The 18,690-nt window shown below is 56.1% G+C and carries 18 protein-coding genes and 1 pseudogene; 9 read left to right on the top strand and 10 right to left on the bottom strand.

Going from position 1 to position 18,690, the window contains the following annotated elements:
* Positions 1 to 127 precede the first annotated feature (127 nt).
* A pseudogene (locus tag MUU47_RS03230) lies at positions 128 to 544 on the top strand (LysE family translocator); the annotation flags it as partial.
* Here MUU47_RS03230 and MUU47_RS03225 read toward each other — a convergent pair.
* The 5 genes from MUU47_RS03225 to MUU47_RS03205 all read right to left on the bottom strand — a co-directional run bounded on the left by MUU47_RS03225 (position 531) and on the right by MUU47_RS03205 (position 4,527).
* Positions 531 to 1,160 carry an NrsF family protein gene (locus tag MUU47_RS03225; RefSeq protein WP_258986702.1) on the bottom strand — a complete coding sequence of 210 codons (630 nt, stop codon included), beginning with the start codon at positions 1,158 to 1,160 and terminating at the stop codon, positions 531 to 533. The pseudogene MUU47_RS03230 and the gene MUU47_RS03225 sit on opposite strands and share 14 nt — an antisense overlap.
* Positions 1,147 to 1,716, bottom strand: a complete 570-nt coding sequence (locus MUU47_RS03220; RefSeq protein ID WP_258986701.1) for an RNA polymerase sigma factor — start codon at positions 1,714 to 1,716, stop codon at positions 1,147 to 1,149. Before MUU47_RS03220 ends, MUU47_RS03225 begins: the two co-directional genes overlap by 14 nt.
* Positions 1,717 to 1,770: 54 nt before the next feature.
* Entirely contained in the window at positions 1,771 to 2,994 is a 1,224-nt protein-coding gene (locus tag MUU47_RS03215; RefSeq protein ID WP_258986700.1) for a protein-disulfide reductase DsbD family protein, read from the bottom strand.
* Positions 2,995 to 3,029: 35 nt separating this feature from the next.
* On the bottom strand, positions 3,030 to 3,593 hold the full coding sequence (locus tag MUU47_RS03210) for a peroxiredoxin (RefSeq protein WP_159773830.1): 564 nt from the start codon (positions 3,591 to 3,593) through the stop codon (positions 3,030 to 3,032).
* 82 nt (positions 3,594 to 3,675) lie between these two features.
* Positions 3,676 to 4,527: a LysR family transcriptional regulator gene (locus MUU47_RS03205; RefSeq protein WP_374684738.1), complete on the bottom strand. Its 852-nt coding sequence runs from the start codon at positions 4,525 to 4,527 to the stop codon at positions 3,676 to 3,678.
* A 145-nt stretch (positions 4,528 to 4,672) separates the two neighbouring features.
* On the opposite strand from MUU47_RS03205, the gene MUU47_RS03200 reads away from it, so the two are divergent.
* Both MUU47_RS03200 and MUU47_RS03195 read left to right on the top strand, forming a co-directional pair.
* Positions 4,673 to 5,836: an amidohydrolase gene (locus MUU47_RS03200; RefSeq protein WP_258986699.1), complete on the top strand. Its 1,164-nt coding sequence runs from the start codon at positions 4,673 to 4,675 to the stop codon at positions 5,834 to 5,836.
* 12 nt (positions 5,837 to 5,848) lie between these two features.
* Positions 5,849 to 6,610, top strand: coding sequence for a transporter substrate-binding domain-containing protein (locus tag MUU47_RS03195; protein WP_258986698.1), 762 nt, complete (start codon positions 5,849 to 5,851; stop codon positions 6,608 to 6,610).
* Between the two features lie 28 nt (positions 6,611 to 6,638).
* On the opposite strand, the gene MUU47_RS03190 is transcribed toward MUU47_RS03195, so the two are convergent.
* Both MUU47_RS03190 and MUU47_RS03185 read right to left on the bottom strand, forming a co-directional pair.
* Complete coding sequence (locus MUU47_RS03190; RefSeq protein ID WP_258986697.1) at positions 6,639 to 7,517, bottom strand: aldo/keto reductase family oxidoreductase; 879 nt, start codon at positions 7,515 to 7,517, stop codon at positions 6,639 to 6,641.
* 108 nt (positions 7,518 to 7,625) lie between these two features.
* Positions 7,626 to 8,855, bottom strand: a complete 1,230-nt coding sequence (locus MUU47_RS03185; protein ID WP_258986696.1) for an amino acid permease — start codon at positions 8,853 to 8,855, stop codon at positions 7,626 to 7,628.
* Between the two features lie 218 nt (positions 8,856 to 9,073).
* Between MUU47_RS03185 and MUU47_RS03180 the strand changes: the two genes are divergently transcribed.
* The 4 genes from MUU47_RS03180 to wzz(fepE) all read left to right on the top strand — a co-directional run bounded on the left by MUU47_RS03180 (position 9,074) and on the right by wzz(fepE) (position 13,868).
* Positions 9,074 to 10,255, top strand: a complete 1,182-nt coding sequence (locus MUU47_RS03180) for an acetyl-CoA C-acetyltransferase (RefSeq protein ID WP_159773818.1) — start codon at positions 9,074 to 9,076, stop codon at positions 10,253 to 10,255.
* A 324-nt stretch (positions 10,256 to 10,579) separates the two neighbouring features.
* Complete coding sequence (gene kduI / locus MUU47_RS03175) at positions 10,580 to 11,416, top strand: 5-dehydro-4-deoxy-D-glucuronate isomerase (RefSeq protein ID WP_258986695.1); 837 nt, start codon at positions 10,580 to 10,582, stop codon at positions 11,414 to 11,416.
* Between the two features lie 209 nt (positions 11,417 to 11,625).
* Positions 11,626 to 12,387 carry a 2-dehydro-3-deoxy-D-gluconate 5-dehydrogenase KduD gene (gene kduD / locus MUU47_RS03170; RefSeq protein ID WP_159773814.1) on the top strand — a complete coding sequence of 254 codons (762 nt, stop codon included), beginning with the start codon at positions 11,626 to 11,628 and terminating at the stop codon, positions 12,385 to 12,387.
* Positions 12,388 to 12,815: 428 nt separating this feature from the next.
* Positions 12,816 to 13,868: an LPS O-antigen length regulator Wzz(fepE) gene (gene wzz(fepE) / locus MUU47_RS03165; RefSeq protein ID WP_258986716.1), complete on the top strand. Its 1,053-nt coding sequence runs from the start codon at positions 12,816 to 12,818 to the stop codon at positions 13,866 to 13,868.
* 56 nt (positions 13,869 to 13,924) lie between these two features.
* Here the strand turns inward: wzz(fepE) and MUU47_RS03160 are convergent, their stop codons facing one another.
* The gene (locus MUU47_RS03160) at positions 13,925 to 14,248 is read right to left on the bottom strand and encodes a cupin domain-containing protein (protein WP_258986694.1); all 324 of its coding nucleotides are present in this window, start codon (positions 14,246 to 14,248) and stop codon (positions 13,925 to 13,927) included.
* A 134-nt stretch (positions 14,249 to 14,382) separates the two neighbouring features.
* Between MUU47_RS03160 and MUU47_RS03155 the strand changes: the two genes are divergently transcribed.
* Positions 14,383 to 15,075 (top strand): aspartate/glutamate racemase, encoded by a 693-nt coding sequence (locus MUU47_RS03155; protein WP_258986692.1) that lies wholly within the window; start codon positions 14,383 to 14,385, stop codon positions 15,073 to 15,075.
* On the opposite strand, the gene MUU47_RS03150 is transcribed toward MUU47_RS03155, so the two are convergent.
* A complete protein-coding gene (locus MUU47_RS03150) occupies positions 15,062 to 16,009 on the bottom strand; it encodes a LysR family transcriptional regulator (protein ID WP_258986691.1) in 948 nt (315 codons plus the stop codon). The two genes, MUU47_RS03155 and MUU47_RS03150, sit on opposite strands and share 14 nt — an antisense overlap.
* Before the next feature lie 313 nt (positions 16,010 to 16,322).
* On the opposite strand from MUU47_RS03150, the gene lysA reads away from it, so the two are divergent.
* On the top strand, positions 16,323 to 17,585 hold the full coding sequence (gene lysA / locus MUU47_RS03145) for a diaminopimelate decarboxylase (protein ID WP_258986690.1): 1,263 nt from the start codon (positions 16,323 to 16,325) through the stop codon (positions 17,583 to 17,585).
* On the opposite strand, the gene MUU47_RS03140 is transcribed toward lysA, so the two are convergent.
* Positions 17,555 to 18,589 (bottom strand): LacI family DNA-binding transcriptional regulator, encoded by a 1,035-nt coding sequence (locus MUU47_RS03140; RefSeq protein WP_258986689.1) that lies wholly within the window; start codon positions 18,587 to 18,589, stop codon positions 17,555 to 17,557. The two genes, lysA and MUU47_RS03140, sit on opposite strands and share 31 nt — an antisense overlap.
* Positions 18,590 to 18,690 lie beyond the last annotated feature (101 nt).

Genomic DNA, 18,690 nt, shown 5'->3' with positions numbered 1-18,690 from the left:
CTCAGCTTGCTTAAGAATGGCCATGATCTGGCTGTCGGTAAAACGTGATTTTTTCATAGAGGTCTCCCCGGTTCAGATTACGAGAAAATTCTACTTATAAACACACCGGTTTTTCGGGGGGATTACCTCGGAGCTGGCATATACGGTGCTGAAATGGTGCGGAGCAGCATATCTGTGCTGGCTGGGTATTCAGCTGCTGCTGCGCCCGCGACAGCGTTTTACCTTGCAGGTTGAAGGCGATGTGCGCAGTAGTAACTGGTTTTTGCGCGGAATGTTGGGCAATGTGCTGAACCCAAAGATGGGCGTGTTTTACGTCTCGTTTCTGCCGCAGTTCATTCCTGTCGGGCACTCGCCGATTGTCTGGACCTTCCTGCTGGTCTCAATTCACGTCTGTCTGGGGACATTGTGGTCGCTGACGCTGATTGTGGCATCGGGCTATACGGCGGATGTGCTAAAAAAACCGGCGGTGGTGAAATGGATGGATCGCGCAACCGGCGCCGCGTTCCTGCTGTTCGCGGCGCGTTTGGCACTCAGTAAGCGCTAACCCAACGCCAGCCAAGCGCCATCGTTGCACCGACGATGGTGACAATCGCCGCGAGGTGCATCAGAAAATCTTCCGGGTGCAGATGCACCGGATGGCAGAACGTCAGCAGCGAGAGCGCCATAGCCGCCACGCCGGTGCCGGAAAGCGCCAGGCTGCGCAGTGGGTTTAGCGTGCGGGTCCTGCGCAGATAGCCAATGACCAGTGCCACCATCGGCACGCTGACCGTGACCATAAACGTGTAGCAGTGGGTATCATGCAGGCTGCTGGCCGACAGCGGCGGGTGGCCGATATTCACCAGCACCGACCCAAGCCAAACCGTCGCCAGCGCCATCAGCCAGCGCATTTTCAGCGGCCGGCGTCCGGCAATGCTGAGCGTGAATGCGGCATTGATCGCCAGCAATCCAATGGTAAACGCCAGCCCCAGCTGCGCCATCGCCCATGCAGCGCCCGGTTGTGACCAGTCGGTGGCGGTGCGCTGAAGTAGCAGGCTCGTCAGGGCGCCCGCAGGCAGGGCCAGCAGTATCCAACTCGCCACGCGCCAGCGTACCGGCAGAGCGCGTTTCACAGGGGCCGCGCCACGGCTGAGTTTTTCGATTAACGCCTCATGACTGTCCATGATGGGCTCCATAACGACGAAGATTGTTCAACGCCCGGTGTAGCAGCGATTTGACCGCGCCGACCGTCAGATTATTGGCCTGAGCGGCTTCGGCGAGGCTCATTTCCTGCAAATGCACATGTTCCACCAGCTGCCGCTGGCGGGCGGGCAGCTGGTTTAAAAAGCCGTCCAGCTCCTCGCCGACGTCCAGCATTTCAGTCTTGAGGGCCAGCGCATTGTCGGGCACGTTCAGCGTTGCCTCATCCTCAACCACTTCCCTTCGGTCGCGACGCCCGCGACGGCGCAGGGCATCAATGGCGCGGGCCTGCGAAATCGCCATCAGCCACGGCAGAAAAGGGCTGGCGGGATCGTAGGTATGACGGATCCGATGCAGGGTGAGCAGCACGTCCTGAATCACGTCTTCGGTCAGCACCTCGTCGTCCACCTGTTTGCGGACTATCGCGCGGATGACCGGCACCAGCGTCTGCAACAGCTGCGTATACGCCTGCCGGTCACCTGCCTGGGCGCGCGCCATAAACGCGGGCCACGCATCGCGCGGGACTTCCACCTTACCCATATTCCGCCTTGCTGCTTGACGCCGGAACGGTCTGGCGCGCCGCTGCTGCGGAGATCACGCCTTTTTCCCGGCCGCCTGATTAAGGGCGTTGACCACAATGCTCGGGGTCAACACCTGAGGCAACACTTTCGGTGCGCCGCCGTCGGCAGGATACACCACGTACATCGGCAATCCACCCTGACCGAACTGGCTGAGAGCGTCATCGACATCAGCATTAAACTTAGTCGAATCTGCCACCATATACAGCGTGCCGGTGCGCGCCAGTGCCTCTTTCACGGCCTGGGTCGACAGCGAGGTTTTGTCGTTCACCTGACAGGTGATGCACCACGACGCGGTAAAGTTAACGAAAATGGCTTTACCGTGCCCCCGCTGATCCGCCACGGTTTGCGGCGTCCATTTGATTGGCGCGGTGCTGACGGTGGTTTCGACGGTTTCAACTGGTTTCATCACGCCCGGGAGCGGCAGCAGAATTGCAACCAGCAGTGCGGCGGTGACGGCGTACATCACCCGATAACCGCGTCCGGCGAGATGCCGACGCTGGGCAATCCCGTACAGCCAGGCGGCGAAACTTAGCGCCACCGAACCAGCCAGCAGAGTGCCGAGCGCCGTGGTACCCGCCTGTTGCGCCAACACCCACACCAGCCACGCAAACGCCCCCAGCATCGGGAACGCTAACGCATGTTTGAGGGTGTTCATCCACGCCCCAGGGCGCGGCAGACGTTTGGCCAGCGCCGGGAACAGTGAAATCAGCGTAAACGGTGCGGCAAATCCCAGCGCCAGCGCAAAGAATATCGCCAGGGAAACGGCCGGAGGTTGAACCAGCGCGTAGCCGATAGCACTCGCCATGAAGGGGGCCGAGCACGGCGTGGCGACGATGATCGCCAGTGCCCCGGTCAGCGCCGAGCGTACAAACGCCCCGCGTCCGAGGGAAATTTCCCCCGCGCGCTGGAGCGATAAGCCGACTTCAAACACGCCGAGCAGGTTCAGCGCCGCGCCGAGAATGACCAACGCCAGCAGGGCAATCACCAGCGGCGACTGAAGCTGAAAGCCCCAGCCAACCGCCGCGCCACCGGCCCGCGCCGCCAGTAATATTCCGGCCAGCACCATCATGGTGACGATGACCCCGAGCAGGAAGCCGAGTCCCTCGCGGCGGGCGCTGGAAAGATCCCCGTCATGGCGGATCAGGCCGAACGCTTTCAGCGAAATCACCGGAAATACGCACGGCATAAAATTGAGAATAATGCCACCTAAAAAGGCGGCGAACAGGGCGGTTAGCATAGCGCGTCTCTATTTGCTTTCAGGAGTGCCAGCGCTCAGGAGTGCGACTGGGCGTACTGTTTCACCGCATCCATGGTTTTCTGGATGTGGGCATCCGGGTTGCGGTCGGTGTAGCTCAGCAGGATTTTTCCGTCCGGCGCAATGACAAACGAGGTGCGATCAGACAGCGTTTTACCGCCCATTTGCATTTGTGTCTGATACTCCGCGGCGACTTTTGCGCCCGGATCGGCGGCGACTGCAAATTTGTTACGGCATTCCAGCTGGGAGAATTTCCCGACCTGATCGACGTTCCCGGCGGTGACACCAATCACCGTCGCGCCCAGCTTTTTAAAATCATCGGTAGCTTCAGCAAAATCATGGGCTTCCAGCGTACAGCCTTTGGTGAATGCCGCCGGGAAGAAGTAGAGCACCACCGGGCCTTTTTGCAGGGCTTGCTGCAGTGAGAAGGTCAGCGGTTTACCCGCCAGTGCACCTTGCAGCTGGAAAGTGGGCGCCTGGGCACCCGCCGGTAGAGCGGCGTCAGCGTTGAACGCCATCAGCGAAAGGCCAAAGGCCGCGGCGGCGGTCAGCAAAGATAAGCGATGTTTCACAGCAATCATGGTCAGCTCCAGTCACGTAGGGAAAAGGTCTTCTCCTACAGTTCGCCGGAGGTGATGAAAAAGTTACGCTGGCGTAAAAAAATTATTTCAGCTCGGCTTTCACGCACTCGATAAAGTGTTCGGTGGCGCGGCTGAACACGTGGTCGCGGCGAACCATAAAGCCGAGCGTTATCTCCGGGAGCGCAAACCGCAGGGGCGTTAACGCGTGGGGGGCATTGTCGCCGTGCAACAGAAACTCCGGCCAGATGCTGACGGTATTGGGCTCCAGCGCCAGCTGACGGTAAATCGTCCATGAGGTGCAAAGTGTCATTTGCCGGGGTGGTGCACTCGTTTCCCCGGCGGCAAGATGTTGCCAGAACGGCAACCAGCTTTCGGCGGTGTGATTCCATAACCACTGGCTGGCGGAGAGCGCCTGCAGCGACGCATCATTCACATCACCGCTGTACATGAGGCGCTGTGGCCAGCGGGCCAGCGGAATAAAGGCAAACTCGGCGATCGAATCGCTGTCGGCAATGAACGCGAGGCACAAATCGAATTCACCGCTGCGCAGGCTGTCGATAATCTGACGCGGCATCCCTTCCATAATTTCCAGCTGTGTCTGCGGCCAGCGGGCGCGAAAGCGACTTAATGCGGCATAGACGGGAACGGTGGCTGACAGCAGCGACACGCCGATTTTGAGCGTCGATGGGGTGGCGGATTTCATCTGGGCGATGGCCTGTTCGGCGCTCTCCATTTCGGCGGTTATGCGCCGCGCAGAATGCAGCAGAATTTCACCGTAGTCGGTGAAACGCACCCCGCGACCGCTACGAACCAACAGCTGCACGCCAAGCTGAGCTTCCAGTTCTTTAATGCTTTTGGTGACCGCAGGCTGCGTCAGGTGTAGCTCGCTGGCGGCACCCATTAATGTGCCCTGGCGCGCGATGGCAACCAGCAGTTTCAGCTGTGAAGTCTTGATAACGCCTCCCTCTATAACGCCCGGTTATAGGCATAAGAAACGGAAAATTGACCCTTAAATTAAAACACTTATAGCATCAGACCAGCGAATGTTACGCATCCCGAAGAGTGAGAGGGCGGTCCTGATGGCGAAAAGTATTCCTGAACTGACGTTTGACATTGAGGCGCTGGTGGCCTTTCGTCGCGATCTTCATGCTCACCCGGAAGTGGCGTTCGGCGAGCGGCGCACCAGTTTGCGCGTCGCCAGCCAGTTACGGGCGTGGGGAATCGATACCTGGACCGGCGTCGGCGGCACCGGCGTGGTGGGTGTCATTCATGGGGAATGCGGGCCGGGCCGGACTATCGCCCTGCGCGCGGATATGGACGCGCTGCCGATGGACGAAGGCGGCTCGCCGGCGTGGCGATCGACGTTGGCCGGGGCATTTCACGGCTGCGGGCACGACGGACACACCGCGATGCTGCTCGGTGCGGCGGGCTGGCTCAGTGAAAATCGACAGTTCTTCGGCAAGATAGTGCTGCTGTTCCAGCCTGCGGAGGAGAACGGTGGCGGCGCATTGGCGATGCTGGCCGACGACGCCGAAGCCCGCTTTGGCTGGGATGAAATCTACGGCTTACATAACGCGCCGCACCTGCCGCCGGGTATCTTTGGCGTGCGTGACGGGGCGATGCTGGCCTCCTGCGACGACGTGCTGTTTGAGATCCAGGGCGTGGGCGGCCACGGCTCTGCACCGGAAAAGTGTCGTGACCCGATCATGGCGGCGGCGCAGCTGATTTGCACCCTGCAAACCGTAGTCAGTCGCAGTGTCGATCCGGCAGCAATGGTGGTGTTGAGTATGGGCAGTGTCCATGCGGGCACCACGCCGAACGTGATCCCGGCCAGTGCGTCGCTCAGCGGTACCCTGCGTACTTTTGACGAACGGCTGCGTGCGCAGGCGAAAGCGCGAATCGAAGCGATTTGCGAAGGTGTTGCGCTTGCCAGTGAATGTCAGATCAGCGTGCGTTTTGCCAATGGTTCACCGGCCACCGTCAACCATCCTGAGCAGGCGCGGGCGGCAGCGCGAGCGGCGGAACAGGTATTCGGTGCCAGTGCGGTAAAGCGCGATATTGAGCCGCTTAATGGTTCGGAAGATTTCTCCGAGTTCCTGCTGCGTAAGCCCGGTGCCTATGCGCTGCTGGGGCAGGGCGGCGTGTTCTGTCATCACCCGGATTATGATTTCAACGACGATATTCTTCCTCTGGGGGTGAAGTACCTTATCTCCCTCGCTCTTGATCGCCTCACCACTGATTAACCGGAGCTAAAAATGAAAAAAGTCCTCGCCGGGCTGGCGCTGTTTTGCACCGTTTCGCTGAACGGTTTTGCCGCCGATAACCCGGTGCTGCGTTTTGGCACCGACCCGACTTATCCACCTTATGAATATAAGCTGCCCGATGGTACGTTGACCGGGCTGGATATCGCCGTCGGTAAAGCCATTTGCGAACGTGCAAAGGTGCAGTGTGAATGGGTGGAAACCGGGTTTGATGGCTTGATCCCTGGCCTCAACGCTAAGAAATTTGATGCCATTTTGTCGTCGATGGCGCCGAATGCCCAACGCCAGAAGGTGATGGATTTCACCCAGTCGCTGTATCAGGACGATACGCGGCTGATTTCGGCCAAAACCGCGCCGCTGGCAAGCAGTGCGCAGGCGCTCAACGGGAAAACCGTCGGCGTGCTGCAGGGGTCGGTCCAGGCAAAATATGCGCTGGAGAAGTGGCGGAGTCAGGGCGTGAATGTGGTCGAATATCCGGATCAGGAAAATATCTATGCGGATCTCGCCAACGGGCGTCTGGATGCCACGCTGGTGGTTGCCACGGCTGGGCAGGCAGGATTTCTGGTCAAACCCGCGGGTAAGGATTTTGCCTTTTCCGGCGAGGCGGTGAAGGACCCGGTGTTGACGTCGACCAGTGCGATTGGGCTGCGCAAAGGGGATGAACAGACGCGTCAGAAAATTGACAGTGCCGTCAGCCAGTTAAAGCAGGACGGCACCATCAGCGCGCTGGAAAAACAGTTTCTCAGCGCGTTGTAACGGCAGATGTTGCACGCGGGCGTAAGGCTTAGTGCTGCGCTGCCTGTGGCAGGTTATTCAGCACGTCCAGCGCCTCTGACGGCAGCGTGAGCGCGGCGGCAGCAAGGTTCTCATTCAGGTGACCGAGTGAGGACGTGCCAGGGATCAGCAGGATGTTCGGCGAACGTTGTAGCAGCCAGGCCAGCGCGACCTGCATTGGCGTGGCATCGAGGCTGGCCGCAATGTCGTTGATTTCCTGAGATTGCAGCGGCGAGAAACCACCGAGCGGGAAGAACGGGACGTAGGCAATGTTCTTCGCCGCAAGGATGTCGATCAGTGCGTCATCGTGACGGTTCGCCACGTTATAGAAGTTTTGCACACAGGCGACGTCGGTCATTTTCACGCCGTCTTCCACTTGTTTTGCGGTGACGTTGCTCAGACCGATATGGCGAATCAGGCCACGGTCTTTCAGTTTGATCAGCGTTTCCAGCGGTTCTTCCAGCGAACCTTCTGCCGGGCCATGCATGCTAATCATGCTGCGCAGGTTGACCACGTCCAGCACATCCAGACCAAGGTTACGCAGGTTGTCTTCGACCGCCTGAGTCAGCTCCGGCGCAGACAGCGCGGGCAGCCAGTTCCCTTGTTCATCACGACGGGCGCTGACTTTGGTCACGATGGTCAATTCTTGCGGATACGGATGCAGCGCTTTTTTGATCAACTGATTGGTCACGTGCGGGCCGTAGAAATCGGAGGTGTCAATGTGGTTCACGCCTGCGTCGATCGCAGCCTGCAGGACGTTTACCGCCATCTCAGGGTCTTTCGGCGGGCCAAACACGCCCGGACCGGCGAGCTGCATCGCGCCGTAACCCAAACGCCAAATTTCGCGATTGCCAAGAGTAAAGCTGCCGGACTGTTTAACGCTGGACATAATGGTTTCCTCATGATGGCTTTAGCGGGTAAGTGTAAACCGATTGCCTGAGGAATGCGGGTAAGAAAGTTTAACGGAATGTGCGGCAGTCGCCTACCGCATCAGAGATTAGCCGAAGAACATCACCGAGACGCAGAGTAAACCGACAATCAGGGTGATAAAGCTGCCGACCGAGCGATACGGTTTGAGGGCCGGGATCAGGTACGTGGAGAGCGTTGGCATGATGAACAGGATCATCGCAATCAGTGGGCCGCTGATGGCATAAATCATCGAGATGGCGTTCGGGTTGATGCAGCACACCACGAAGGTCAGCGTAGACACCAGCAAAATCGACGTTGCGCGGTTGAAGGCGCGGCTTTTACGAATGCCCGCTTGATTCAGCGTCGCCCGCACGATTTCACTCGCCCCTTCAATGACACCAAAATAGGTGCCGAGGAACGATTTCGACATCGCCACGATAGCCACGATAATGCCGGATACCGCCAGCCAGTGCGGTGCCGCAGGCATCATCGCCAGCGCGGAAAGGATTGTCACCCCCTCGTTTTTGGCGTTAGTGATGTAACCTTCCGGAATCGCCAGCAGGCAGCTGATAACGAAGAACAGCACGCTCAGGCAGATGATGAGATAGGCAACCCGCATAATTTTTTTGCATTTATCCATTGCCTCATCGCCGAACTTTTCGCGTCTGTCGATGGCGAAAGTCGAGATAATTGGCGTATGGCTAAAAGCGAAAACCATCACGGGGATTGAGATCCACACCTGGTGCAGCGTATGCGGGGTGAACGTCAGCTGGCCGCTGAACATCGCCGGTTGCCAGGAGCCAGTCAGATACAGCGACAGGAACAGGAAGTAGCCAATCAGCGGGAATACCAGGAAACCCATTACTTTTAGCGTCGCGTGGCGGCCCATCAGGAAAATCAGGTTCAGCACCAGCACCACCGCCAGACTCACCAGCATCCGCACTCCGAGCGTCACCGTTATATGCTGAGCCAGCTGTTCGGTGAGGGAGTTGGTAATGGCGACCGCGTAAATCAGCACCACCACGAAGAAGGCGATGAAATACAGGGCGGTGATCAGATTGCCGATTTTCTTGCCGTAGTAGTGGTTCACCGCACCGGTGATCCCGATGTTGGCAGGCAAGTTAGCTGAGAGAATAAAGCGACACAGCGCGCGGTGCGGCCAGTAGGTTAATGGCCACGCGACCAGGGCCGTAATCAGCAGCACCATCGCCCCTGCGGAGCCTAACTGAATCGGTAGAAACAAGGTGCCCGCACCCACCGCAGTACCATATAACGCGAAACTCCACAGGGTTTCGTCTTTTGACCATAGTTTTGACATTTTTTGAATATTTAAACCGGATAACTAAAAAACAGCGGCGAGTTTACCTTATTTCAACCTGGGCGGGGGAGGGAGAATTGGGGTTAGCCCTTTCAGGTAAAATGAATGTTATATGACGGCCATTTCCTTTGTGATAAAACTCACTTTTTTTAAACAATTGCGATAATTGTTGATAACAATACTCTACTATAGCGCTGATTATTTGCGCTGAGGTCGGGATGAAAGACGTCGTTATCGTAGGTGCAGTTCGAACGCCGATTGGTTGTTTCCAGGGCGCATTGTCGTGCTTTACGGCAGTAGAGCTGGGAAGTGTGGTGGTGAAAGCACTGGTGGAACGCACCGGACTGGATCCCATGGAAGTGGATGAAGTGATCCTCGGACAGGTGCTGACGGCAGGCGCCGGGCAAAACCCTGCGCGCCAGTCCGCAATTAAAGGCGGCCTGCCCAATACCGTTTCGGCAATAACCATCAACGACGTTTGCGGCTCGGGCCTGAAGGCGCTACATCTTGCGACCCAGGCCATTCAGTGTGGCGAAGCCGATGTGGTGATTGCCGGCGGCCAGGAAAACATGAGCCGCGCGCCGCACGTCTTAACCGACAGTCGCACCGGCGCGCGTCTGGGCAACAGCCAGCTGATTGACAGCCTGGTCCATGATGGGTTGTGGGATGCATTCAACGACTATCACATGGGCGTGACGGCGGAAAACCTGGCGCGTGAATACGGCATTTCGCGTGAGCTGCAGGACGCCTGGGCGCTCAGCTCGCAGCAGAAGGCGCGACGGGCGATTGATTCTGGCCGTTTCCGCGATGAAATCGTGCCGGTGGTGAATCTGCAGAAAAACGGGTTGGCTCAGGTGGTGGATACCGATGAGCAGCCGCGCACCGACGCCAGCGCCGAAGGGCTGGCGCGTCTGATGCCGGCGTTCGACACCCTCGGCTCGGTCACTGCGGGCAACGCATCCTCCATCAACGACGGCGCGGCGGCGGTGATGATGATGAGTGAATCCAAAGCGATGGCGCTTAATCTGCCGATTCTGGCGCGCATTCGCGCGTTCGCCAGCGTCGGCGTCGATCCTGCGTTAATGGGGATTGCCCCGGTTTACGCCACGCGACGTTGTCTCGATCGCGTGGGCTGGCAGCTGAACGACGTTGACCTGATTGAAGCCAATGAAGCTTTTGCCGCGCAGGCGATTTCCGTCGGCAAAGTGCTGGAGTGGGATGAAAAACGTGTCAACGTCAACGGCGGGGCAATTGCGTTGGGCCATCCGATTGGCGCATCCGGCTGCCGTATTTTGGTATCGCTGGTGCATGAGATGATCAAGCGCGATGCCCGTAAAGGGCTGGCCACGCTGTGCATTGGCGGTGGGCAGGGCGTGGCGCTGGCCGTCGAGCGCGAATAAACTGACTTGGCCCGGTTAGCGGAGCTAACCGGGCCAACGACCTTCCTCTCCTGCGACACATCTTTGTTTTTATACTCCCTTTCTTTACGCATTCTGTCTTTTTCAGAAATTCTATAATCTATTGTTTTTAAATTAATTTAATTAACGCGTGTTATGGGCGATTGGTCAGTAACGTGATCGCTTTTGCATTTCTGGTATTTTAATGCAGAAAAAATGAAACGCCGTTTTATTTGTAATTGAAAAGACTCTGGCAGAGGATTAAGATGGCCTCAACGGAAAAGCAAAACCGCTTTTCAAAATGAATCACTATTGCTGGAGGTTAACGTGGACATCAGACAAAGCATCCACAGCGCGCACGCCAAAACCCTCGATACTCAGGGCCTGCGCAACGAATTTTTAGTTGAACAGATATTTGTCGCGGATGAATACACCCTGGTTTACAGCCACATCGATCGCATCATCGTGGGCGGGATTATGCCAGTCGCGAAGACCGTCTCCGTTGGCGGTGAAGTGGGCAAGCAGCTGGGGGTTAGCTATTTCCTCGAACGCCGTGAACTGGGTGTGATTAACATTGGCGGGCCAGGCACCATCACGGTCGACGGCAAGTGCTACGAAATCGGCCATCGCGATGCGCTGTATGTCGGCAAGGGCGCGAAAGAAGTGGTGTTCGCCAGCGTTGATTCGGCAAAACCGGCGAAGTTTTACTACAACTGCGCGCCAGCACACAGCACCTTCCCGACCAAAAAAGTCACCCCTGCCGATGTGGCACCGGTGACGCTCGGCGATAACCTCACCAGTAACCGTCGCACGATCAATAAATACTTTGTGCCGGACGTGCTGGAAACCTGTCAGCTCAGCATGGGCCTGACCGAGCTGGACCCGGGCAATCTGTGGAACACCATGCCGTGCCACACCCATGAACGTCGGATGGAAGTCTATTTCTATTTCAACATGGCCGATGACGCCTGCGTGTTCCACATGATGGGACAGCCACAGGAGACGCGGCATATCGTGATGCACAACGAGCAGGCGGTCATTTCGCCGAGCTGGTCGATTCACTCAGGCGTGGGTACTCAGGCTTATACATTCATCTGGGGTATGGTTGGCGAAAACCAGGTCTTCGATGATATGGACCACGTTGCTGTGAAGGATCTGCGCTAGAAGCCTATCCCATTAGGCTATTTTATTTGCCATTTTGGTCCTGGGCAGTGCTCAAAATCCTCACGTACCAGGTGTACGCTCCGGTTTTTCCGCGCTGTCCGAGTCCAAACTGCCTGCAACAATCTACGCCTACTGGGATAGGCTCTACGTCGCGGACAGCCAATAAACTTGCCTGTCTGAAACAGGCGCGAAATGAATAAGGACTTACTATGATTCTCGACACATTTTCACTGGCAGGTAAAGTCGCGGTGGTTACCGGCTGTGACACCGGTTTAGGACAGGGCATGGCGATAGGTCTGGCGGAAGCGGGCTGTGATATCGTCGGCATTAACATCGTCGAGCCGACTGAAACGATGGAGCAAGTCACCGCCCGTGGTCGTCGCTTCCTGAGCCTGACCGCCGATCTACGTAATATCGACGGCATTCCTCAACTGCTGGAGCGCGCGGTGACCGAGTTTGGACATATCGATATTCTGGTCAATAACGCCGGTTTGATTCGTCGTCAGGACGCGATTGAGTTCAGCGAGAAAGACTGGGATGATGTCATGAACCTGAACATCAAGGCCGTGTTCTTCATGGCGCAGGCAGCGGCGAAGCACTTCATCAGCCAGGGTAACGGCGGCAAAATTATCAACATCGCCTCGATGCTCTCTTTCCAGGGCGGGATCCGTGTGCCGTCTTACACCGCATCGAAAAGCGGCGTGATGGGCGTCACTCGTCTGCTGGCTAACGAATGGGCAAAACACGGCATCAACGTGAATGCGATTGCGCCGGGTTACATGGCGACCAACAACACTCAAATGCTGCGTGCCGATGAACAGCGCAGTGCTGAAATCCTCGACCGTATCCCTGCGGGCCGTTGGGGTTTGCCATCTGATCTGATGGGCCCGGTCGTCTTCCTGGCCTCCAGCGCCTCAGACTACATCAACGGTTATACCGTTGCGGTAGATGGCGGCTGGCTGGCGCGATAATCTCTCAGATTTTGAATGATATCCCCACTGAATAGTGGGGTTTTTTATATTCACATTATGAATACAATAAGCGTTAATCGACGGTGCGAATTTATACGCATTTTCATTGACAGCAAGCGTCTAATTCTTGCGCACAGGCCTTTGTGCCACTAAAACAATTAGCGGTAATAATCAACTACGTATTTGCGTAGGTATTGTCCGGGGCGCGGAAAACAAAGCACCAATGCTTAGTTCGTTCTCAAATGATGTGCAATAGCGAGTTTTCTGAAATTAAATGTTTTCAGAAAATTCTTGAAGGGATATATTGGGTTGAAACTACCTCCCTACGCAACGACCCACATACTATGTCAACTATGGATATTAAACCGCAACCGGGCGCTATTATTCCTTTCCCCCGTCCTGAAAACGTTCCTGCCAATGGGCAATAAATCGATCTTCTTGCGCTCGTCGACATCCTCTGGCGCGCGAAAATACGGATCCTGGGAACCGTCTTTTGCTTTGCTCTGATGGCGCTGGCGATCAGCTTCTTTCTGCCTCAAAAATGGACCAGTAGCTCGGTAATCACCCCGGCCGAGCGTACCCAACTGGTGCCGCTTAACACGCTGATCGCCAAGGTGCAGGTTCTGGGCGTGGATATCAACGTCGACAGCGCCAGTATTTTTAATCTCTTCATCAAGAAATTTAACTCATCCGTAATGCTGGAAGAATTTGTGAAATCATCGCCGCAACTGATGAGCCAGTTCGATGGTGTCGACGTTGAGCCCGCGGAGCTGTATCGCGCCGTGGTGGCGGTCTCTGAGAAAATGAAAGCCGTGGATGATGCGAGCAATAAAAAAGAACCCACCACGCCGTATCACTCCTGGACGCTTTCTTTTACCGGCCCACAGTCTGAAGAAACGCAAAGTATTCTGGCTGGCTACATGAAGTTCGTCGCGGATAAAGTGGTCAAACAGACCATGTCGAATATCAACGAAACCGTGGCGATGAAAATCCAGGTCGAAAAACAGCGTCTGGAGTTGGATCGCGCGAAGCTGGAATATGAAAAAGAGACCAAAATAAAACGTCTCAATTATTCTTTGCAGGTGGCAAAGGCGGCGGGAATTAATAAGCCCGTGTACAGCAATGGCCAGACGATAAAAGACGATCCGGATTTCTCAGTGACCCTCGGCACCGACGGGATCAATAAGAAGCTGGAAATCGAAAAAGCCATGAGCGATGTCTCCGAGCTGAATGCCGAAATTCTTAACCGTGAATATCGCTTAAAAAAAATTGAGCAGCTGAATATTCAAAACGTTCAGTTCCCTGTCGTCAATTATCAGCTGTCACCGTCTTTGCCGGTGAAAAAAGATGGCCCAGGAAAGTCGCTGATCGTACTGCTGGCAGCGCTGCTGGGCGGGATGATTGGCGGTGGCGTAGTGCTGTTCCAACACGCTCGTGAATCTCGTGTAGCGCCACGGCTATTTGAGGAAAAAACGGCATAAGCGCGTTTCTCCCGGGTAAAAAAATCAACAAAAAGAGAAGGGTAACCTTCTCTTTTTTATGACAGAAAATCTTCACGTATTGGCGTGAAGGTATCGAGCAGCACACCGGCTTTCAGGCACACACAGCCGTGCATTATGTGAGGCTGTTTGTAGAGCGTATCCCCGGCGCGGACAATCTGCGTTTCATCGCCAATAGTAAATTCAAATTCGCCGGACAGCACGGTGGTCAGTTGCTCATGAGGATGATTGTGCATCGGCCCTACGGCCCCGGTATCAAAATGCACTTCTACCGCCATCATTTTTCCACCGTGGGCCAGGATCCGACGGCTCACGCCGCTGCCCAAATCTTCCAGGATGGTGTCTTTATGCTGCACAAACATAATGTGAACCTCAGAGTGAAACATTGTTTCATTCAACTTATCGCAGCCTGACAGAAATGAAAACTTATGCGTGGAGAAGTGGAAAGTTGATCACAACTCTGTTTCACTGTCGGAAACACTGAAAAGGATACTCCATGAAAACGATTGGCCTGCTTGGCGGTATGAGTTGGGAATCGACGATCCCTTACTATCGACTGATTAATGAAGGGATCAAGCAGCGCCTTGGCGGCCTGCATTCGGCGAAGATCCTCATGCACAGCGTTGATTTTCAGGAAATAGAAACCTGCCAGTCATCGGGCCAATGGGATAAAGCGGGCGAGATCCTCGCCGAAGCGGCGGCAAATCTGGAAAGCATTGGCGCCGAAGGCATCGTGTTGTGTACCAATACTATGCACAAAGTGGCTTCACACATTGAGCTGCGCTGCGGCGTGCCGTTCCTGCACATTGCCGATGCCACCGGACGGGCGATTGAAAAGCAGGGCGTCAAAAATGTGGCGCTGCTGGGGACACGCTACACCATGGAACAGGATTTTTATCGGGGGCGCCTGGAGCAGGAATTTTCGCTGAACACCCTAATTCCGGATGCCGATGAGCGTGCTCGTATCAACCAAATTATTTTTGAAGAGCTGTGTCTCGGGAAATTCACCGAGGCGTCACGCGCTTACTATTTGCAAGTGATTGAACGTTTGGTCGGTGAAGGCGCTGAAGGCGTCATCTTTGGCTGTACCGAAATTGGCCTGCTGGTGCCGACAGAACGCAGCCCTATTCCCGTGTTTGATACTGCGGCGTTGCACGCCTCCGACGCCGTCGACTTTATCCTTTCCTGACGCGGTTGAGCATTTCCTCCAGCGGTGTGACCAGCGAGGTTACGCCGTTTTGCAGGTGCGTGATAAACGCATCGACAAGCGCTGAGCCCGGTCGGTGCAGTGGACGAATCAGGCTGACGGTGAAGGGGACATCCACACTGAATCGGCGGACAGCGATGCCACTGTTGTCTCCGCCGTAGGCATAGTCCAGCGCGGTAAACGGGTTGACGACGGAAATCCCTGTGCCCGCCCGCACCATCGCGCAAATGGATGCCGCGCTGTGGGTTTCTACTACCATCCGCCGGTGCACGCCGTGTTCGGTAAACAGGCCGTCGAGCAACTGGCGATAGCTGTCCGTTCTCGACAGGCTGATGTAATTCTGACCTTCAAAATCCTGCGGCGTGAGGACGGTTTTCTGGGCCAACGGATGCGCGGCAGGCAGCACGCACACTTCATTCATACTCAACAGCGGCGTACGCTCGGTGCCGGGCGGCGTGTGCAGCGTTTCTGTCAGTCCTAAGTCGTGGCGCTGGGCCGACAGCCATTCTTCCAGCAGCGGGGATTCCTGCGGCACAATTTGCAGACTGACGTCCGGATAGCGCACCAAAAACGGCTGCAACAACGCCGGTAGAAAAGACTGCGAAAACACCGGCAAACACACCACCGACAACTCGCCCTGACGAAATTCACGCAGGCTTTTTGCGGTGCTGAGAATTCGGTCCAGACCGTACCACGAACGTTGCACCTCTTCGAATAGCCGCAGCCCCTGCACCGTCGGGTGCAAACGGCCGCGGTTGCGCTCAAACAGTTTTAGACCCAGCACTTTCTCAAGCCTGGCAAGTTCCCGGCTGACGGTTGGCTGAGAGGTGTGCAGCATCGTTGCGGCTTCCGTCAGGTTGCCAGTGGTCATCACCGCATGAAAAATTTCGATGTGGCGCAAATTCACGGTGGGCATGGCTATTCCTTTCATTACGTTATCTATACCCGTCGCCCTTCAAGTTGCAGGGTTGTTGGCTGCTCTCATTCACCCGAATCACTTACCCGTGTAAGCTCATCGGGATTCGCTCCGTTGCCGCGTTACTCGGCCTATGGCCTCGCCCCTTCGGGGCCAGCGCAAGCGCTGTTCAAAACGCTTCAGGCGTTTTGTCCTGCAACTTGAATGAACTTGGGTATATATCAATTTTGCATGAAGTCTGGATAAAACGATATTTTTTATTCGACAAGCGCTGTGGCGTAATCGGTTAAAAGCAAATACACCGGAGTTCACCATGCCACGCCCACTGAATACGACTGAAACTGACCTCAATGCCGAGAACCTGCTGCGCCTGCCTGCCGAGTTTGGCTGTCCGGTGTGGGTTTATGATGCGGCGATTATCCGCCAGCAAATTGCGCAGCTGAGCCAGTTCGACGTGGTGCGTTTTGCGCAGAAAGCCTGCTCCAATATCCACATCCTGCGCCTGATGCGCGAGCAGGGTGTGAAGGTGGATTCCGTTTCATTGGGTGAAATCGAACGTGCGCTGGCGGCGGGATACGATCCTGAAACGCACCCGGACGACATCGTGTTCACTGCCGATATGATTGACGACGCGACGCTCGCCCGTGTAGCCGAGCTGAAAATTCCGGTGAACGCCGGTTCGGTGGATATGCTGGCGCAGCTCGGGGACGTTTCGCCGGGGCATCGCGTATGGCTACGAGTGAACCCGGGCTTCGGCCACGGTCACAGCCAGAAAACGAATACCGGCGGCGAAAACAGCAAGCACGGTATCTGGTACAGCGACCTGCCGGATGCGCTGGAAGTCATTCAGCGTTATCAACTGACGTTGGTGGGCATTCACATGCACATCGGCTCCGGCGTGGACTACGGTCATCTGGAGCAGGTGTGCGGCGCGATGGTGCGTCAGGTTATTGAGTTTGGGCAGGACCTGGAAGCCATCTCAGCTGGCGGCGGCCTGTCGATCCCTTATCGTTACGACGATGAGACCATCGATACCCAGCACTATTTTGGTCTGTGGAATGCTGCCCGAGAGCAAATCGCTAAACATCTTGGTCACCCGGTGAAACTGGAGATCGAGCCGGGGCGTTTTCTGGTGGCGGAATCCGGCGTGCTGGTGGCGCAGGTACGCAGCGTGAAAAACATGGGCAGTCGTCACTTTGTGCTGATTGATGCAGGCTTTAACGATTTGATGCGTCCGTCGATGTACGGCAGCTATCACCATATTTCCGCTCTGCCAGCGGACGGCCGCGATTTATCCCAGGCGGCATTGGTTGAAACCGTGGTGGCAGGCCCGCTGTGTGAATCCGGCGACGTGTTTACCCAGCAGGAAGGCGGGAAAGTGGAAACGCGTGAACTGCCGCAGGTGGTACCGGGAGATTATCTGGTGCTGCATGATACCGGGGCGTACGGTGCGTCGATGTCTTCCAACTACAACAGCCGTCCGCTGCTGCCGGAAGTGCTGTACGACAACGGCAGCGCGCGGCTTATCCGTCGTCGTCAGACTATTCAGGAACTGCTGGCGCTGGAACTGTTCTGATAAAACGGGCCTGTGGTGACCGATTCGCGCAGCACCAGTTTTCCGGTGAACGGCGGCAGGGTTTCGATAGGCAAATCGTTGGCGAGTTTAATGGCCTGATCGATAGCGGTGGTTATCATGTTGTCGATAGGCAAATAGACCGTTGAAAGCCCCGGCTCAAGCCATTTTGCGCAGGGGGCATCATCAAATCCGAACAGAGAAATATCCTGTGGAATTCGTAAGCCCGCCTGATGCAGCGCCTTCGACGCCCCTAACGCCATATCATCGTTACAGGCAAACAGCGCGCTGAACGTCGCGTTCTCCTCCAGCAACTGCAGGCACAGCTCGTAGCCGCGCGTCATCCCCGAATCCCCGTATTTCACTTTGTCAGGATCCCAGGCAATGCCGTGCTTTTCCAGCGCGCTGCGGTAGCCCTGCAAGCGTGCTTTACCGGTCGGCGTGTGAATTGGCACGGTTATACAGGCGATATCACGATGGCCCTGAGAAATCAGGTATTCCACTGCCTGAAACGCGGCGTCCTGCTGCTCGAAGAACACGCAGCGATCGCGGGCCTGGCTTACGTCGCGGTTGATAACCACCACCGGCATGTCGATGGAGTTAATCAGCTTCATGATTGCCTTTTCGCTCATAAAGCGGGTGTAGAGCACAATGGCGTCGCACTGGCGGTCGGCGAGCATTTGCACTGCCTGTTCTTCACGTTCTGGCGTGTCGTGGCCATCGGTGACGATAAGCTGTTTACCGTGGGTTTCCGTCTGACGCGAGGCCTGTTGCAGCAGACGTCCGAAGTAAAAACCATCAAACGTCGAGACCACCAGGCCGATGCTGTTACTGGTGCGATTCGCCAGGGAGCGCGCCAAAAAATTCGGGCGGTACCCCAGTTCTTCCATGGCTTTATACACCTGCTTACGGGTGCTTTCTTTTACCTGACCTGTGCCGTTCAGTACGCGGGAAACGGTCGCTTTCGACACGCCAGCGCGTAGTGAGACATCCAGCATTGTTGCCATTGTTGATTCCTGATACGCCATGATGGTTGCAGTTTATCACAGACATTCAGGGGCATATCTTCTGCGTTCGTTACAAATAACCATCGCGATCACGCTTTTGA

The sequence above is a fragment of the Scandinavium hiltneri genome, from assembly GCF_024764835.1.
Lineage (GTDB): Bacteria > Pseudomonadota > Gammaproteobacteria > Enterobacterales > Enterobacteriaceae > Scandinavium > Scandinavium hiltneri.
This window is presented reverse-complemented; position numbering and strand designations above follow the sequence as displayed.

Coding starts and splice junctions, on each gene's coding strand:
- kduD (WP_159773814.1), top strand. CDS start 11,626: ATGATTCTCGACACATTTTCACTGGCAGGTAAAGTCGCGGTGGTTACC.
- MUU47_RS03160 (WP_258986694.1), bottom strand. CDS start 14,248: ATGTTTGTGCAGCATAAAGACACCATCCTGGAAGATTTGGGCAGCGGC.
- MUU47_RS03210 (WP_159773830.1), bottom strand. CDS start 3,593: ATGATTGCTGTGAAACATCGCTTATCTTTGCTGACCGCCGCCGCGGCC.
- MUU47_RS03180 (WP_159773818.1), top strand. CDS start 9,074: ATGAAAGACGTCGTTATCGTAGGTGCAGTTCGAACGCCGATTGGTTGT.
- MUU47_RS03185 (WP_258986696.1), bottom strand. CDS start 8,855: ATGTCAAAACTATGGTCAAAAGACGAAACCCTGTGGAGTTTCGCGTTA.
- MUU47_RS03150 (WP_258986691.1), bottom strand. CDS start 16,009: ATGCCCACCGTGAATTTGCGCCACATCGAAATTTTTCATGCGGTGATG.
- MUU47_RS03225 (WP_258986702.1), bottom strand. CDS start 1,160: ATGGACAGTCATGAGGCGTTAATCGAAAAACTCAGCCGTGGCGCGGCC.
- MUU47_RS03195 (WP_258986698.1), top strand. CDS start 5,849: ATGAAAAAAGTCCTCGCCGGGCTGGCGCTGTTTTGCACCGTTTCGCTG.
- MUU47_RS03140 (WP_258986689.1), bottom strand. CDS start 18,589: ATGGCAACAATGCTGGATGTCTCACTACGCGCTGGCGTGTCGAAAGCG.
- MUU47_RS03155 (WP_258986692.1), top strand. CDS start 14,383: ATGAAAACGATTGGCCTGCTTGGCGGTATGAGTTGGGAATCGACGATC.
- MUU47_RS03200 (WP_258986699.1), top strand. CDS start 4,673: ATGGCGAAAAGTATTCCTGAACTGACGTTTGACATTGAGGCGCTGGTG.
- MUU47_RS03215 (WP_258986700.1), bottom strand. CDS start 2,994: ATGCTAACCGCCCTGTTCGCCGCCTTTTTAGGTGGCATTATTCTCAAT.
- MUU47_RS03220 (WP_258986701.1), bottom strand. CDS start 1,716: ATGGGTAAGGTGGAAGTCCCGCGCGATGCGTGGCCCGCGTTTATGGCG.
- MUU47_RS03190 (WP_258986697.1), bottom strand. CDS start 7,517: ATGTCCAGCGTTAAACAGTCCGGCAGCTTTACTCTTGGCAATCGCGAA.
- lysA (WP_258986690.1), top strand. CDS start 16,323: ATGCCACGCCCACTGAATACGACTGAAACTGACCTCAATGCCGAGAAC.